The sequence below is a fragment of the Kribbella sp. C-35 genome (assembly GCF_046549195.1).
Taxonomy (GTDB): Bacteria; Actinomycetota; Actinomycetes; order Propionibacteriales; family Kribbellaceae; genus Kribbella.
Genome location: NZ_JAJPWG010000001.1, coordinates 1,404,218 through 1,417,882, shown reverse-complemented (window position 1 = coordinate 1,417,882; position 13,665 = coordinate 1,404,218). Strand labels below are relative to the sequence as shown.

At 67.7% G+C, this 13,665-nt stretch carries 10 protein-coding genes; 8 read left to right on the top strand and 2 right to left on the bottom strand.

What is annotated here, in order from left to right:
* Positions 1–165: 165 nt before the first annotated feature.
* The 3 genes from ACLJOO_RS07220 to ACLJOO_RS07210 are packed head-to-tail and all read left to right on the top strand — an operon-like array spanning position 166 to position 5,121.
* Entirely contained in the window at positions 166–2,301 is a 2,136-nt protein-coding gene (locus ACLJOO_RS07220; protein WP_410786024.1) for a glycosyl hydrolase family 28-related protein, read from the top strand.
* On the top strand, positions 2,298–3,245 hold the full coding sequence (locus ACLJOO_RS07215; RefSeq protein ID WP_410786023.1) for a glycoside hydrolase family 26 protein: 948 nt from the start codon (positions 2,298–2,300) through the stop codon (positions 3,243–3,245). The genes ACLJOO_RS07220 and ACLJOO_RS07215 overlap by 4 nt, the downstream gene beginning before the upstream one ends.
* Positions 3,246–3,270: 25 nt before the next feature.
* Positions 3,271–5,121, top strand: a complete 1,851-nt coding sequence (locus tag ACLJOO_RS07210) for a hypothetical protein (protein WP_410786022.1) — start codon at positions 3,271–3,273, stop codon at positions 5,119–5,121.
* On the opposite strand, the gene ACLJOO_RS07205 is transcribed toward ACLJOO_RS07210, so the two are convergent.
* Positions 5,122–6,870: a hypothetical protein gene (locus ACLJOO_RS07205; RefSeq protein WP_410786021.1), complete on the bottom strand. Its 1,749-nt coding sequence runs from the start codon at positions 6,868–6,870 to the stop codon at positions 5,122–5,124.
* Positions 6,871–7,052: 182 nt separating this feature from the next.
* Between ACLJOO_RS07205 and ACLJOO_RS07200 the strand changes: the two genes are divergently transcribed.
* From ACLJOO_RS07200 to ACLJOO_RS07180, 5 genes are read left to right on the top strand one after another with little or no spacing between them, the layout of a single operon-like run.
* Entirely contained in the window at positions 7,053–7,976 is a 924-nt protein-coding gene (locus ACLJOO_RS07200) for a carbohydrate ABC transporter permease (RefSeq protein WP_410786020.1), read from the top strand.
* Positions 7,966–8,850, top strand: a complete 885-nt coding sequence (locus ACLJOO_RS07195) for a carbohydrate ABC transporter permease (RefSeq protein ID WP_410786019.1) — start codon at positions 7,966–7,968, stop codon at positions 8,848–8,850. Before ACLJOO_RS07200 ends, ACLJOO_RS07195 begins: the two co-directional genes overlap by 11 nt.
* Before the next feature lie 20 nt (positions 8,851–8,870).
* On the top strand, positions 8,871–10,172 hold the full coding sequence (locus ACLJOO_RS07190; RefSeq protein ID WP_410786018.1) for an ABC transporter substrate-binding protein: 1,302 nt from the start codon (positions 8,871–8,873) through the stop codon (positions 10,170–10,172).
* A gap of 25 nt (positions 10,173–10,197) precedes the next feature.
* On the top strand, positions 10,198–11,310 hold the full coding sequence (locus tag ACLJOO_RS07185) for a Gfo/Idh/MocA family protein (RefSeq protein ID WP_410786017.1): 1,113 nt from the start codon (positions 10,198–10,200) through the stop codon (positions 11,308–11,310).
* Positions 11,307–12,215 (top strand): PmoA family protein, encoded by a 909-nt coding sequence (locus tag ACLJOO_RS07180; protein WP_410786016.1) that lies wholly within the window; start codon positions 11,307–11,309, stop codon positions 12,213–12,215. The genes ACLJOO_RS07185 and ACLJOO_RS07180 overlap by 4 nt, the downstream gene beginning before the upstream one ends.
* A 3-nt stretch (positions 12,216–12,218) precedes the next feature.
* Here the strand turns inward: ACLJOO_RS07180 and ACLJOO_RS07175 are convergent, their stop codons facing one another.
* Positions 12,219–13,625, bottom strand: coding sequence for a sensor histidine kinase (locus tag ACLJOO_RS07175; RefSeq protein WP_410786014.1), 1,407 nt, complete (start codon positions 13,623–13,625; stop codon positions 12,219–12,221).
* Positions 13,626–13,665: the final 40 nt, after the last annotated feature.

Here is a 13,665-nt window from a genome sequence, read left to right as displayed (position 1 = left end):
TCCTTCGCGGTAATACGGATTGCCGGGGACATTAGAACAGCTCCCGGATCGTCGTCAAGGGCTCGCTCCGGCTGCTAATCCGAATTACCACAGCCAAGGTCTTGACCACCGCCTGTCCGGCACAGAAAACTCGCCGCTGTTCCGATCGTCGCGAGGAGAGCTTCCATGCTGAGTCGCCGCACCTTCACCGGCCTGGCTGCGGCCGCCGTTGCCGCTCCGCTCGTCCGGGCCGGCATCCAGCCCGCCGCCGCCCATTCGGAGCCCCTCGGCTTCAGGTCGGCGTACGACGCCTGCCCGCCGGATCCGACTGGGGTCGTGCTCGGCTCACCGGGCTTCGAGGTCGGCGCGGACGCGACCGAAGCACTGCAGGCGGCGGTCGACGAGGCGTCCCGCCGGGGCATCACCAACAAGCTCGGCGACATCCTCGGCGGTGCCCGCGACTTCCCGCCCGGCGATGGCGGCGGTGTGGTGTTCGTACCGCCTGGGACCTACCGCCTGACGGCTCCGATCGACGTCCACGATTCGGTGCGGATCATCGGCTTCGGCCGCCGGCGTCCGCGCTTCGTGCTCGCGCCGAACAGTCCCGGGTACGCCGGTTCCGCGCCGCGCGACGTCTTCTCGTTCCGGCGCCGTCCCGTCGGGGGTCCGGTCAGCTATGCGAACAACGACACGTTCGGCTCCGGTCTGATCAACGTGGACATCGCGATCGGTCCGGGCAATCCGCAGGCGATCGCGGTCCGGTTCGGCGGCGCTCAACTGTGCCTGCTGCAGGACCTCGACCTGGACGTCGGCGACGGCTGGGCCGGGATCGACCACAACGCGAACCTGATCCAGCGGGTCCGCGTCCGGGGCGGCGCGGTCGGCTTCAACGCGTACGCAGCCTCGGCCGGGTGGCCGACCACCGTGCTGGACTGTCGCTTCACCGGCCAGCGGGAGACCGCGGTCCGGGCGAACAACGACGCCAAGCTGGTGCTCGTCCGCACCGTCCTGGCCGACGCACCGCGGGGCGTCGAGTGCGTTGCCGCGCAGTTCCTGCACCTCTACCTGCACGGCTGTGTTCTCGAAGACGTTGCCGAGGGCATCGTCATGAACGACAGCGATCAGTTGCCCGGGGCCACCGATCCCCGGATCCGCAACAGCAACCAGCTCAACCTCGTGAACAGCGTCGTACGCCGGACCCCGACCGTCCTCACGCTGGCGCAGAGCGGTCGCCGTACGTCGGCACGCGACGGCGGCATCGAGCTCAGCTACGGCCTGCGGATCACCGATGCCTTGTCGGCCCGCGAGGCTCGGGCCGATGGTGTGGCGATGTCACAGGGCGCTCCCGATCGCAACGTGCTGACGACCGATGTGCCTGAGTTGCCGAGCGTGTCCACCTGGGTCAGCGTCGCGGACGTGGCCGCCCGGATGGGGAGGACCATCGGCGCGGGCGGTGACGATCTTCCGGTCTTCCAGGCAGCTGTGGATCGGCACGAAAACGTTTTCGTGCCGATCGGCGAGTACGTGCTCGCCGGGACGCTACGCCTCCGCCCGCACACCAACCTGATCGGTCTGCATCCTCGTCAGACCTGGCTGCGCACCCCGGACGGTACGCCGTACTTCGGTGATCCGGATCGGCCGCGGGCGCTCGTCGAAACCCCGCTCGGCGGACGCAACATCGTCCATGGCCTCGGACTCGACACTGCCCGGAACACGCCCGGTGCGGTGAACGTCAGCTGGCGGTCGGGACGCGGGTCGTACCTCGCCGACATCGCGACTCAGTTCGTGAAGTGGCATCCGGACGACGTACCTGGCGGCGACCCCGGCTACACGTACAAGGGGAAACACAAGTACGGCATCTGGGTTCGCGGCGGCGGGGGAGTGCTGTCGAACATCTGGAGCGCGAACGGCTGGGCCGACAACGGGTTGCTCGTCGAGTACTCGTCCGTGCCGACCTCGGCGTACGAGCTGTCGATCGAGCACCACCAGCATCGTGAGGTCGTCCTCCGACAGGTGTCCGGCTGGCAGTTCTTCGGTCTGCAGACGGAGGACCACATCTACGGCTGGCAGTCGCAGGCCGTCGAGCTCGACCGCTGTCACCACCTGCTGTTCGGAAATTCCGTCCTTTTCCGCGTCGCCACGGTCCTTGGCCCGTACCCGTACGGCGTCGGGCTACGGGACTGTCACGACATCGTTTTCCGCGGCACTCGCGGCTACCGCGACAAGACCCCCGAGTTCACCCAGTGGGGCGCCGCGATCGCCGATGTCCGATCGCAGCGCGTCGTGCCGGAGCCGGAGTTCGCCGTACTGGAGATCCGATGAGGCGCCGGGTGGCAGCGCTGTTGGCGGGGGCTCTGGTGATGTCCTCGTTGTCGGCGGTGCCTGCCGCGGCGGCGGCGTGTGGAATGGCCGACGATCTGGTCCCGGCGCAGGGGGCGCACTTCGGGGCGTTCGCCGACGAGGATCGCGACGGTCTGTCCCAGCCGGCGGCCCTGGAGGCCAAGCTCGGCCACAAGCTGGGCGTCAATCACAACTTCCAGCACGGCGCGGTGGCGGACGAGCGGATTCCGGACGACATCGCGGCCGGCCGGATTCCGATGATCTCGTACGCCGCAGGCCCCCAGGACGAGCTGCGCGCGAAGTGGATCAACGGCACGCTCGTATCCGAAGCCGCTGCGGAGGCGAAGGCGCTGGCCGCCTACTGCGTACCGATCTTCTTCCGCTACAGCTGGGAGTTCGAGCTCCGCTACACCGACATCGAGCTGTTCAAGGACGCCTGGAAGCTGTTCCACGACGTCTTCGCCGAGCAGGCGCCGAACGTCGCCTTCGTGTGGAACCCGACCTGGCGCGCGTTCATCGACACCGAGAACGGGCTGGCCGACGAGTTCTGGCCGGGCGCCGAGTACGTCGACTGGGTGGCGGCCGACGGTTACTCCCGTCCCAGAACCGACAAGCCGGAGTACAACTACCGGTCCTTCGAGTCGATGTTCGGTCCGGCGTACGGGTTCGCGGTCAGGTATCAGAAGCCCTTCATGGTCGGCGAGACCGGAGTCCATCGCGACGAGACGGACCTGAACCGTCAGGCCGAGTACCTGGACGCCGCCCGCATGAAGATCAAGACGTCCTATCCGGAGCTCAAGGCCTTCCTTTACTTCCATATGGACGGCGACATGCCCGACAACCGTTGGCGCGTCGACCTGCCCGCCGACAACCCCGGCCTCACCGCGCTGCGCGGATTCGCCTTCGACCCGTACTTCAACCCGTGACGGTCACTACTTCAGGAGTTCAGTCATGCATGTCAAACGACGTACCGTCCTGCTCGGGGCCGTGGGCGCCGGGCTCGCGCCCGCGATGATCTCGGCACCGGCTCATGCTGCCGGCCTTCCGCTGCTGGCGAATCTGCCGGCCGGAGCACCCGATCGCCGACTGTTCGCGCCGGGGGAGCAGCGGTTCGCGGGGTACCTGGTGATCCTCGCGCCGATGACGAACGACATCGTCGACACAGACCCGTACGGATTCATGGGCGGCGGCTGGTGGCGGACGCCGTCGCAACCGTTCAACTCACGCGTCCAGGAACACGTTTTCACGCTGAGCTGGTTCTACGCGAACAAGCGAGCCTGGAACCCGTACTACCGCGACAACGCGCTACTCGGCCGACTCGACGCAGCCCTGCAGCACTACCTGGCTCTGCAGAACCCTGACGGTTCGTGGCCGGAGTACTCGCCGGGCGAGCGTGGCAAAGCGTCCAGCGGTTTCGGCATCGGCTACCTGGCCAAGACCCTGGCGAACCTTCGCCAGGCAAAGGCGTTGCCGAGCAGGCGGACGCAGCTGGAAGGTGTCCTGCGCAAGGGAGTCGACTGGTATCTCGACCCGAGCAACTCGGTGGTCTGGGACGATCCGTTCGAGTACACGAACCAGGCTGTCGCCGGTGTCGCGGGCTCGGCGCTGACCCTGCGGCTGCTGCCGGACCAGGCCCGCTGGACCAAGCTGCAGGACCGCATCCGGTTCGTCGCGAAGTGGGCACAGAGCCCGGCCGGGTTCTTCTACGATCCGCGCGGGATGGACATCAACTACAACTTCGAGGTCATGCTCCCGGAGATGGCCGAGCTCTATCTGCAGACCAAGAACCCGCTGCTGGTCTCGATGACGCGCAAGTTCTCCGACTGGTTCGGCTACAACCTGCTCCGCGAACCGGACGGATCCGGCTGGCTGACGTACTACGCCGTCTCCGACCGGACCTCGGTCGCGTTCTACGACGATGTCGTCGCGGACCCGGACCGGAGCATCCTCGGCTCGCACTTCGTCCCCGCCGTACCGGACTTCGGCGCCTTCTTCACGTCCCGCGAGGACAAAGCGGCGACCCGGCAGGCGTGGGCCGCTGATCCCGCTCCGGTGCCGGCGCTGGCGAAGCAGGACACCTCGCCGCGCATCATCGCGCACGCGCCGTACGGCGAGACGCTGCCGACCAGGAGTGCCAAGCGGGCCGCGATCGCCAACATCCCGTATCTGCGCCGCGACAACTTCACCGAACGGCGCCACGACGACTACGGCAACCAGGACTACCTCTATGTACGGCGCCCCGGCCTGTACCTCGGCGCCTTCTTCGGCGAGCGGCAGGGCAGCGCGGTCACGGCCGGGACCGGATTCCTGTGGCACCCGGCGGCCGGCACGGTGATCCACGCGCAGCAGACCGCGACCGGATGCTGGGGCACGGTCCGCGCCGGCAAGGCCGATGCCGAGAGCAACCTGATCGCGGAGTACCCGTCGAAGGACCGGGTCCGCTACCGCACGCCTGACGGCTCGGTGTCGACCGAGCTCGTGATCGGCTCGCACTCGGTCAGCCGCCGGGTGACCGCGACGAGTGCCGCGACCGAGCAGGTCCCGCTGGTGCTCCAGCCGGGCGACGAGGTGGTCTTCTCCGACGGGACCGTCGTGCCGTACGGCGAGACGCGGACAGCCACCGCCGACGGCATCGTGATCCGTCGCGGACGGGCCACGATCACGATCACCTGGTCGGGACGGCGTACGGCGACGCTCAGCACCTCCTCGCGGACCTATCTGCGCGACCAGCGGCGCCGGGTCCACGTGCTCCGGATTCCGCACGACGGCTCGCTTGAGACCGTCGTGCGGACGGCCGGGTAGTCAGGAAGCGCGCAGCCTCAGCACCTGGCGGCCCGGCGTACGGCCGGTCAGGTAGACGCGGAGTCCGTCCGGGGTGAGGCTGCCGCCCAGGTAGGTGTAGCGCTCGCCCGGGTCCATGGCGACCCGGGCGGCGCCGTTCCCTGGGCCGAACTCGATCCGGTCGGTCCCGACCGTGTAGCTCCCGGTCCCGGACGTCAGCTGGTAGTTGCCCGCAGCATCCAATGCGTCGACGCCGGAAAGTGTTCCGCCCGCGCGGAAACACAGCTCGATCGCGTACGCCGTCTCGTCGCCGGCGAACTCGAACGTCAGGTCGTACCCGTCCCCGACCTCGGTCACCGTCACCTCGGTCCGCAACGTCCGGAACTGCTTCGGCCGGTGCCCGAAATCCATCGCCGCGTAGAAACGGCCGTCCGGGGTGAGGGCGTACAGGCCGTCCGAGCGGCGGTACCGCTTGGGGAGCGGCAGGTGGTACGGGACCTTGACCTCCTGGGAGAGGCGGAAGGAGTTCGGACCCAGCCGGCGGAGGCCGTCGCTGCGGAAATGCCCAGTGCTGAAGAACTGCGGCGACAAGCGGACCGAGTCGAGGATCGCCGCGCCGTTGCGGAGCTTGAAGAAGGTCGGGTTCGTGGAGAGGCCCGACGAGATCAGCGGGAGGTCGTGGAAGTCGGTCCCGCCGAACACCGTCGCGGTCCGCGCCTCTCGCCGGATCCGGACCGAGGCCTGCGACGGGTAGTGCTGCACGAAGTTCGTCGGAGCCGGTGTCGCGGTCGGGAGGACGGCGGACAGTTCCGGCCGCTCCAGCACCTCCGCCAGGAAGTCGCCCAGCTCACCCGTGCCACGCGCCTCGATGCTCTTGGCAATCGTCGTGAACCGCCCGTCGTGCGTGTGCAGTGCCAGCTCGCGGAACTGCGTCAGGTACCACCAGACTTCCCGCACGCCCTTCTGGTCCTGCCGCCGCGACGCGGTCGTGTCCACCTCGCCGTTCGGCTCGAGCAAGTACAGCGTCACATCGAGGTTCCGCCGTACGTAGTCCAGCAGTGCCGGCTTGTCGCGCAACCACGCGATCGTCAGGAGACACGGGTTCGTCACCTCGGCGGCGTACGTCGAACTCCGCTCGCTGTAGATCCCGTCCGGGGTCGCGTCGATGCCCTCGTCGAGCCAGTCCTCGATCCGCGCCGCGTACCGCCGGTCCGGGAACAGGTGGTTCGCCCGAGCCAGCGCTGCGGACACCTCCCAGCGGTGGTTCGGGGTGTGGACGCCGCCACTCGCCAACGCCGGCCCGGCCTTCTTGATCACCGTGGCCAGCGTCGCGCGCATCGACGCGGTCTCCGCAGAGGCGTCCGCGTCGAGCAGCGCGTACAGCATGCACACGTCCTGGATCGCGAACGCGCTGTCGGGCGGTGAGTGCAGGTTGCCGACGTCGTACAGGCCGTCCTCGTGCTGTCGCGCGGCGAGCTGGTCGACCAGCCAGCCGAGCGGTCCGAGGAGGGTGGCGTCGTGGTGGTACGGCGACCTTCCCCAGACGTAGCCGGAAACCAGCCGGCGGGCTTTGCGAGCCACGGTCCGGACACTGTCGGAAACGTTCTGAAAGTTGCCGAGCACGAGCGGAATCTGTTTCCGGTTCGCCTCGGTCAGCAGGGTCAGGAAGTCCTCGTCCACGGCTGCCACTTCAGCACGAGCCGCACCTGGATGCAGCGCGCCGAGCGCAATCGTGGTCAGCGAACCGGTGAGAAAAGTACGGCGCAGCATCGGGATCTCCCGTCGGTAAACGGTTGCCAAATGCTCAGAACTGTCGCGCCGGAACTTTGTCCTGTCAATACCTCGCACCAGGTCCGGATCCGGTCGTTTCCTACACCGATGAACTCTTGCGTAAACCGGTTTCCCGTACTAGTTTGACCGGCCAAGGCAAGCGCTTTCCGAAGGCGGTGATCATGAGTGCGCTAGGCGAGCTGGGCAGTCTGAGGGGTAAGAAACCGGCAGGTCAGAAGAAGGACAACCTGGCCGGATATCTCTTCCTGGCGCCGTGGTTGCTCGGGCTGTTCCTGATCACGATCGGGCCGATGGTGGCCTCGCTGTACCTGTCCTTCACGGACTACAACCTGATCCAGGCCCCGAAATGGATCGGCCTCGAGAACTTCACCCGGATGCTGTCCGACGAGCGGCTGCACAACTCGCTCAAGGTGACGTTCACCTACGTGTTCGTCTCGGTCCCGCTGCAACTGGGGATCGCCTTGCTGCTGGCGGTCGTCCTCGACCGCGGCGTCCGCGGTATGGCGTTCTACCGCTCGGTGTTCTACCTGCCGTCGCTGCTCGGCTCGAGTGTCGCGATCGCGATCCTCTGGCGGCAGGTGTTCGGCACCACGGGCCTGCTCAACCAGGTGCTGGACGTGTTCGGCATCGAGGGCAAGGGCTGGATCTCCGACCCGAGTACGGCGCTCGGCACCCTCGTCGTCCTGAACGTCTGGACGTTCGGATCGCCGATGGTGATCTTCCTGGCCGGCCTGCGGCAGATCCCGACGATGTACTACGAGGCCGCGTCCGTCGACGGCGCCGGCGTACTGCGGCGGTTCTTCAGCATCACGCTGCCGCTGCTGACGCCGATCATCTTCTTCAACCTGGTGCTGCAGATCATCCACGCGTTCCAGTCGTTCACCCAGGCGTTCGTCGTCTCCGGGGGCAGCGGCGGACCGTCGGACTCGACGATGTTCTTCACGCTGTACCTCTACGACCGGGGCTTCGGGAACTTCGACATGGGCTACGCCTCCGCGATGGCGTGGTTCCTGCTCGTGATCATCGGGGTCTTCACCGCCGCGAACTTCTTCGCCTCGAAGTACTGGGTGTTCTATGACGACTGAGACGCTCCGCACAACAGTCACCGCCGGGCGTGCCGGCGTCGTCACCTGGGCAAGGATCCGGCCGCTGGTGATCCACGTGCTGCTGGCCGGCTCCGCGCTGGTGATGCTGTACCCGGTGATCTGGATGGTGGTCAGCTCACTGCGGCCGGGCAACGAGATCTTCCGCGATCCCGGGATCCTGGTGAAGGACCTGCGGATCGAGAACTACCGGGTCGGCTGGCACGCGCTGACCGAGCCGTTCACCCGCTACCTGCTGAACTCGGGCGTCGTGGTGCTCGGTTCGATCCTCGGCAACCTGGTGTCCTGCTCGATGGCGGCGTACGCGTTCGCCCGGCTGGAGTTCGCGGGCAAGAAGTTCTGGTTCGCGATCATGCTGCTGAGCATCATGCTGCCGATCCACGTGGTGATCGTGCCGCAGTACATCCTGTTCTCGAACCTGGGCTGGATCAACACGGTGCTGCCGCTGATCGTGCCGAAGCTGCTCGCCACGGACGCGTTCTTCGTGTTCCTGATGGTGCAGTTCATCCGCGGTATCCCGCGCGAGCTGGACGAGGCCGCCCGGATCGACGGCTGCGGCAAGGCCTCGATCTTCCTGCGGATCATCCTTCCGTTGATGGTCCCGGCGCTCGCCACCACGACGATCTTCACGTTCATCTGGACCTGGAACGACTTCTTCAGCCAGCTGATCTACCTGACCGACCCGCACATGTACACCGTCCCGGTCGCACTGCGGTCGTTCGTCGACTCGACCTCGAGTTCGTCCTGGGGCTCGATGTTCGCGATGTCGGTCGTGTCCCTCGTCCCGGTCTTCCTCGCCTTCCTGCTCGGCCAGCGGTTCCTGATCAAGGGCATCGCGACCACCGGCATCAAGTAACTCCCTGAAAGGTGCACCTCATGAGGCACATTCCACGCGCCCTGACAGCCCTGGCGCTGGCAACCACGTTGCTGGCGGCGAGCGGCTGCGGCGGCGACTCCGGTGGTGCGTCGTCGTCCGCCGACGGCGGCAAGGTCACGCTCCGATTCACCTGGTGGGGATCGGACACCAGGACGAAGCTCACCCAGCAGGTGATCGACGCTTACCAGAAGGACCATCCGAACGTCACGATCAAGGGCGAGTTCGGCGAGTGGTCCGGCTACTGGGACAAGCTCGCCACGACGGTCGCGGCGAACGACGCGCCGGACATCATCCAGATGGACGAGAAGTACCTGCGTGAGTACGCCGATCGCGGCGCGCTGCTCGACCTGAAGAAGGCCGACGGCCTGGACACCGGCAAGTTCGAGCCGGACACGCTCGGCGCCGGTGAGTTCGACGGCGGCCTGTACGGGCTGAACGCCGGCATCAACTCGTTCGCGGTGGTCGTGAACCCGGCGGCCTTCAAGACCGCCGGCGTGGCGATCCCGGACGACACGAAATGGACTTGGGACGACTTCGCGAGGATCGCTGCGGAGATCACCGCCAAGACCGGCGGCAAGGTCACTGGAACCGGCACGCTGGGCAGTAACGAGGCCGGCCTGAACCTGTGGGCCCGGCAGAACGGCGAGTCGCTCTGGACGAAGGACGGCAAGCTCGGCGTCTCGCCGGAGAAGACCACCGACTTCTTCAAGTACATCCTGAAGCTCCGGGACGCGAAGGCGATCCCGTCGGCCGAGGCGATCTCGCAGGACATGAACGCGTCGCTCGACCAGTCCGCGTTCGCGACCGGCAAGGTCGCGATGAGCTTCATCTGGAGCAACCAGCTGCTCGCCTTCAGCAAGGCGTCCGGCCAGCAGCTCAAGCTGCTGCGGATCCCGAGCAAGGACGGCAAGGCCGCCGACAACGGCTCGTACTACAAGGGCTCGATGTTCTGGTCGATCTCGGCGCGGTCGAAGCACCAGAAGGAGGCCTCGGAGTTCGTGAACTACCTGGCCAACAGCCCGGCCGCCGGCGGCGTGCTGCTGGCCGAGCGGGGCGTGCCGCCGAACACCGAGATCCGCTCCGCGGTGACGTCGAAGCTGCAGCCGGCCGACGCCGCGTCCGCGAAGTTCATCCAGGACATCGGCAAGGAACTCGGCGACCCGTCGCCGGCGCCGCCGGTCGGCGGCGGCCAGGTGGAGAAGATCATCCAGCGGTACACGACCGAGGTACTGTTCGGGCGGCAGGCGCCGGAGGCGGCCGCCAAGGCGTTCCTGGACGAGGTCAACGGGGAGCTCAAATAGTGTTGCTGACGGCAACTGATTGTCGATGACGGGGGCTCGCGTGGCCGTGGTGGGAATCCACGGCCACGGCGCCTCCCATGTCCGCAACGTCGCCCGGCTGGCGGAGGCCGGCCGGGCCGAACTGGTGGCGGTCGCCGATCCGCAAGGCGCGGACGACCTGCCCGCGAGCGTCCAGGTCTTCAGCGGTCTGGAAGAGTTGCTCGCGGCAACCGAGGCCGACGTCGTGGTGATCTGTACGCCGATCCAGACCCACGTCCCGCTGGCGGAGCTGGCGATGCGCGCGGGCGCCGACGTACTGCTGGAGAAGCCGCCGACCGCGTCGATGGCCGAATTCGAGCAGCTGTCCGCTGTGGTGGCCGAGACCGGGCGGGCGTGTCAGGTGGGCTTCCAGGCGCAGGCGTCGGAGGCGACGCTGAAGCTGGCGGCGATGATCGCCGAAGGGCAGCTCGGCGAGATCCGGGGCATCAGCGCGGTGGGGAAGTGGGTGCGCAAGGCCCGGTACTTCCAGCGCGCGCGGTGGTCCGGCAAGCGCCGGCTCGACGGCGTCGATGTCGTCGACGGCGCGGTGACGAATCCGCTCGCGCATGCGGCCGCGGCGGCCCTGCTGCTGGACGGTTCGACCGGCGTGGACGACGTACGGTCGATCGAGACGGAGTTGTACCGCGCGAACCCGATCGAGTCCGACGACACCTCCGCGGTGCGGATCACGACCAGTCGCGGTACGCCGATCCTGATCGCGGTGACGCTGTGCGCGATCGATCACCTCGACGCGACGGTGATCGTGCACGGGTCGGAGGGGCGCGCGGTCCTGACGTACCAGTCGGATCTGATCGGCGAGACGAAGTACGGCAGAGCTGATCTCTTGGAGAACCTGCTCGCGCATCGGGCGGATCCGACGGTCCCGCTGTACGTGCCGCTGGCCGCGACGGGTGGGTTCACCCGCGTGGTCGAGGCGGTGCGGACGGCGCCGGACCCGAAGGTGATCCCGCCCGAGCTGGTGCGGTGGGAAGGCGAAGGACTGGAGCGCCGGCCGATCGTTCTCGACGTGGAGAAGTGGATCGACCGGGCTTCGGACGAGCTGGCGTTGTTCAGCGAGATCGGGGCGCCCTGGACAAAGCAACCACGGGAGAGTTCATGAATCTGGGCTGTAACCACGCGGTCGGCCGGTCGATCCAGGTCACGGCGGGCGGCGGCGAGCTGTTCACCTATGTGTACAGGGCGGACGACCCGCAGTACGAGTCGCCGCGACCGTACTTCCACCCGATCCGGACGCTCACCGGCGACCTGGTCAGCGTGTACCGCCCGTGGGATCACCTGTGGCACAAGGGCATGTCCTGGTCGTTGCCGCACTTCGGGCACGACAACTTCTGGGGCGGTCCGACGTACACCAAGGAGAACGGGTACAAGCCGCTCGGCAACAACGGCTCGCAGGACCACGACCGGGTCGACGCCCTGGACGTGTCCGACGACGAGGTCCGGTTCGCGCACCACCTGTCCTGGCACACGCAGGACGCCAGGCACGTCGTCGACGAGGCCCGCACGATCACCGTGCGGCTCGCGGACGACGGTTGGGTGCTCGTCTACGAGACCGCGATGACGAACGTCTCCGGCGACCTCATCCAGATCGGCAGCCCGACGACGGCGGGCCGGCCGAACGCCGGGTACGGCGGGTTGTTCTGGCGCGGGCCGCGCTCCTTTACGAACGGCACGATCCTTGCGCCGCAGGGCAAGGGCGGCGACGAGTTGCGCGGGCAGCGCGCACCGTGGATGGGCTTCACCGCCCGCCAGGACGAGACCGACACCGCGTCGACGATCATCGTCGCCGACGCCGCCGACAACGTCCGCCACCCACCGGAGTGGTTCGTCCGCTCGGAGGACTTCGCCGCGGTCTGCCCCGCCCCGTTCTTCACCGAAGAACTCCCGTTCCCCGCCGACGACACCCTCCACCTCCGCTACGCCGTACTGGTCGCCGACGGCCGAACCGACGACAACCGCGCAAAATCCCTAGCAGCCCAAGCCCAGAAGGCCCTAGCCACCAGCTGATCTCTAGCGGGGGAGGGCGAGGGTGAAGTTGGTGTTGCCGGGGGTTGAGGTGAGGGTGAGGGTGCCGTGGTGGGCTTGGGCTATGGACTGGGCTAGGGAGAGGCCCAGGCCGGCGCCGCCGGTGGATCTGTTGCGGGCGGTGTCGGCTCGGGTGAAGCGTTGGAAGACGTTGGGGAGCAGGTCGGCGGGGATGCCGGGGCCGTCGTCGTGGATGGTGAGCAGGGCGGAGCGTTCGCTGCTGGTGGCGGCGACGGTGACCGTCGTGCCGGGTGGGGTGTGGCGGCGGGCGTTGGTGAGCAGGTTGGCGACGACTTGATGCAGGCGCTGCTCGTCGCCGATCACGATGATCCGTTCGGCCGGTAGCTCGAGTTCCCAATGGTGGCTGGGGGCAACGATTCGCGCGTCGGCGACCGCGTCGCGGGCGAGGCGGGACAGGTCGACCGGGCGGCTGTCGAGCGGCCGGCCGGCGTCCAGGCGGGCGAGGAGCAGGAGGTCCTCGACCAGTGACGCCATCCGGGTGGTCTCGACCATCACCTTGCCCATCGCGTGCGTGAACAGTTCGGGATCGCCCTGGTGCAGGCTGAGCTGGGCGTAACCGTGGATCGTGGTCAGCGGCGTACGCAGCTCGTGCGACGCGTCCGCGACGAACTGCCGGACCTGCTGCTCGCTGCGATGCCGCGCGTCGAGGGCGTTCTCCATGTGCCCGAGCAGCGTGTTCAGCGCGACCGCGACCTGGCCGACCTCAGTGCGTTCGTCGGTGAGCTGATCCGGCACTCGTGCGGTGACTCCGATCTCGCCGGTGTCGAGCGGCAGACCGGCCACCTCGCGGGCGGTCTGCGCGACTCGGCGCAGCGGCCGCAGTTGACGCCGTACGACGAACACCGCGACGCCGCCCGCGGTGAGTACGCCGATCCCGCCGAAGAGCACCTCCCACCCGATCAGGCTGTTGATCGTGTTCTGGATGTCCTTCGTCGGGAGCCCGGTGATCACGGTCACCGCGTTGACGCTGGACGCGTGCACCCGGTACTCGCCGAGATCAGGCAGGTCGACCGTGCTGTTCTCGCCCGCGGTCACCTCGTCGAGTACGCCGATCGCCTGGTCGCTGAGTACGGTCAGCTTCCCGTCGGCGGTGATCACGTTGCCCGACGCGCCGGTCTGGGTGACGTACAAAGTCACCGTGCCCGCGTCCTGCCCGTGCGGCGCGTCCGCCGGCGGCCCGTTCATGTCGCCCTTGGTCAGCGCGTTGATCGCACGACCCTGCGTCGCCTCGACCTTCCCGTCCAGTTGCCTGGTCAGGTACGAGCCGATCGCGGCGGTCGTCAGCGCGCCGATCACGAGACTCATCACCGCGACCAGCACCACCATCGCCGCCGCGACCCGAACACTCAACGAACGCGCCGCAACCCTCATGCCCCCAGGATGTGCGCCCAGCCCTGAGGCTTGCTTCGTG

Bases quoted from the DNA above. Each gene is read 5' to 3' on its own strand.
- ACLJOO_RS07205 (WP_410786021.1), bottom strand. From the start codon at position 6,870: ATGCTGCGCCGTACTTTTCTCACCGGTTCGCTGACCACGATTGCGCTC.
- ACLJOO_RS07180 (WP_410786016.1), top strand. From the start codon at position 11,307: ATGAATCTGGGCTGTAACCACGCGGTCGGCCGGTCGATCCAGGTCACG.
- ACLJOO_RS07220 (WP_410786024.1), top strand. From the start codon at position 166: ATGCTGAGTCGCCGCACCTTCACCGGCCTGGCTGCGGCCGCCGTTGCC.
- ACLJOO_RS07185 (WP_410786017.1), top strand. From the start codon at position 10,198: ATGACGGGGGCTCGCGTGGCCGTGGTGGGAATCCACGGCCACGGCGCC.
- ACLJOO_RS07190 (WP_410786018.1), top strand. From the start codon at position 8,871: ATGAGGCACATTCCACGCGCCCTGACAGCCCTGGCGCTGGCAACCACG.
- ACLJOO_RS07200 (WP_410786020.1), top strand. From the start codon at position 7,053: ATGAGTGCGCTAGGCGAGCTGGGCAGTCTGAGGGGTAAGAAACCGGCA.
- ACLJOO_RS07215 (WP_410786023.1), top strand. From the start codon at position 2,298: ATGAGGCGCCGGGTGGCAGCGCTGTTGGCGGGGGCTCTGGTGATGTCC.
- ACLJOO_RS07210 (WP_410786022.1), top strand. From the start codon at position 3,271: ATGCATGTCAAACGACGTACCGTCCTGCTCGGGGCCGTGGGCGCCGGG.
- ACLJOO_RS07195 (WP_410786019.1), top strand. From the start codon at position 7,966: ATGACGACTGAGACGCTCCGCACAACAGTCACCGCCGGGCGTGCCGGC.
- ACLJOO_RS07175 (WP_410786014.1), bottom strand. From the start codon at position 13,625: ATGAGGGTTGCGGCGCGTTCGTTGAGTGTTCGGGTCGCGGCGGCGATG.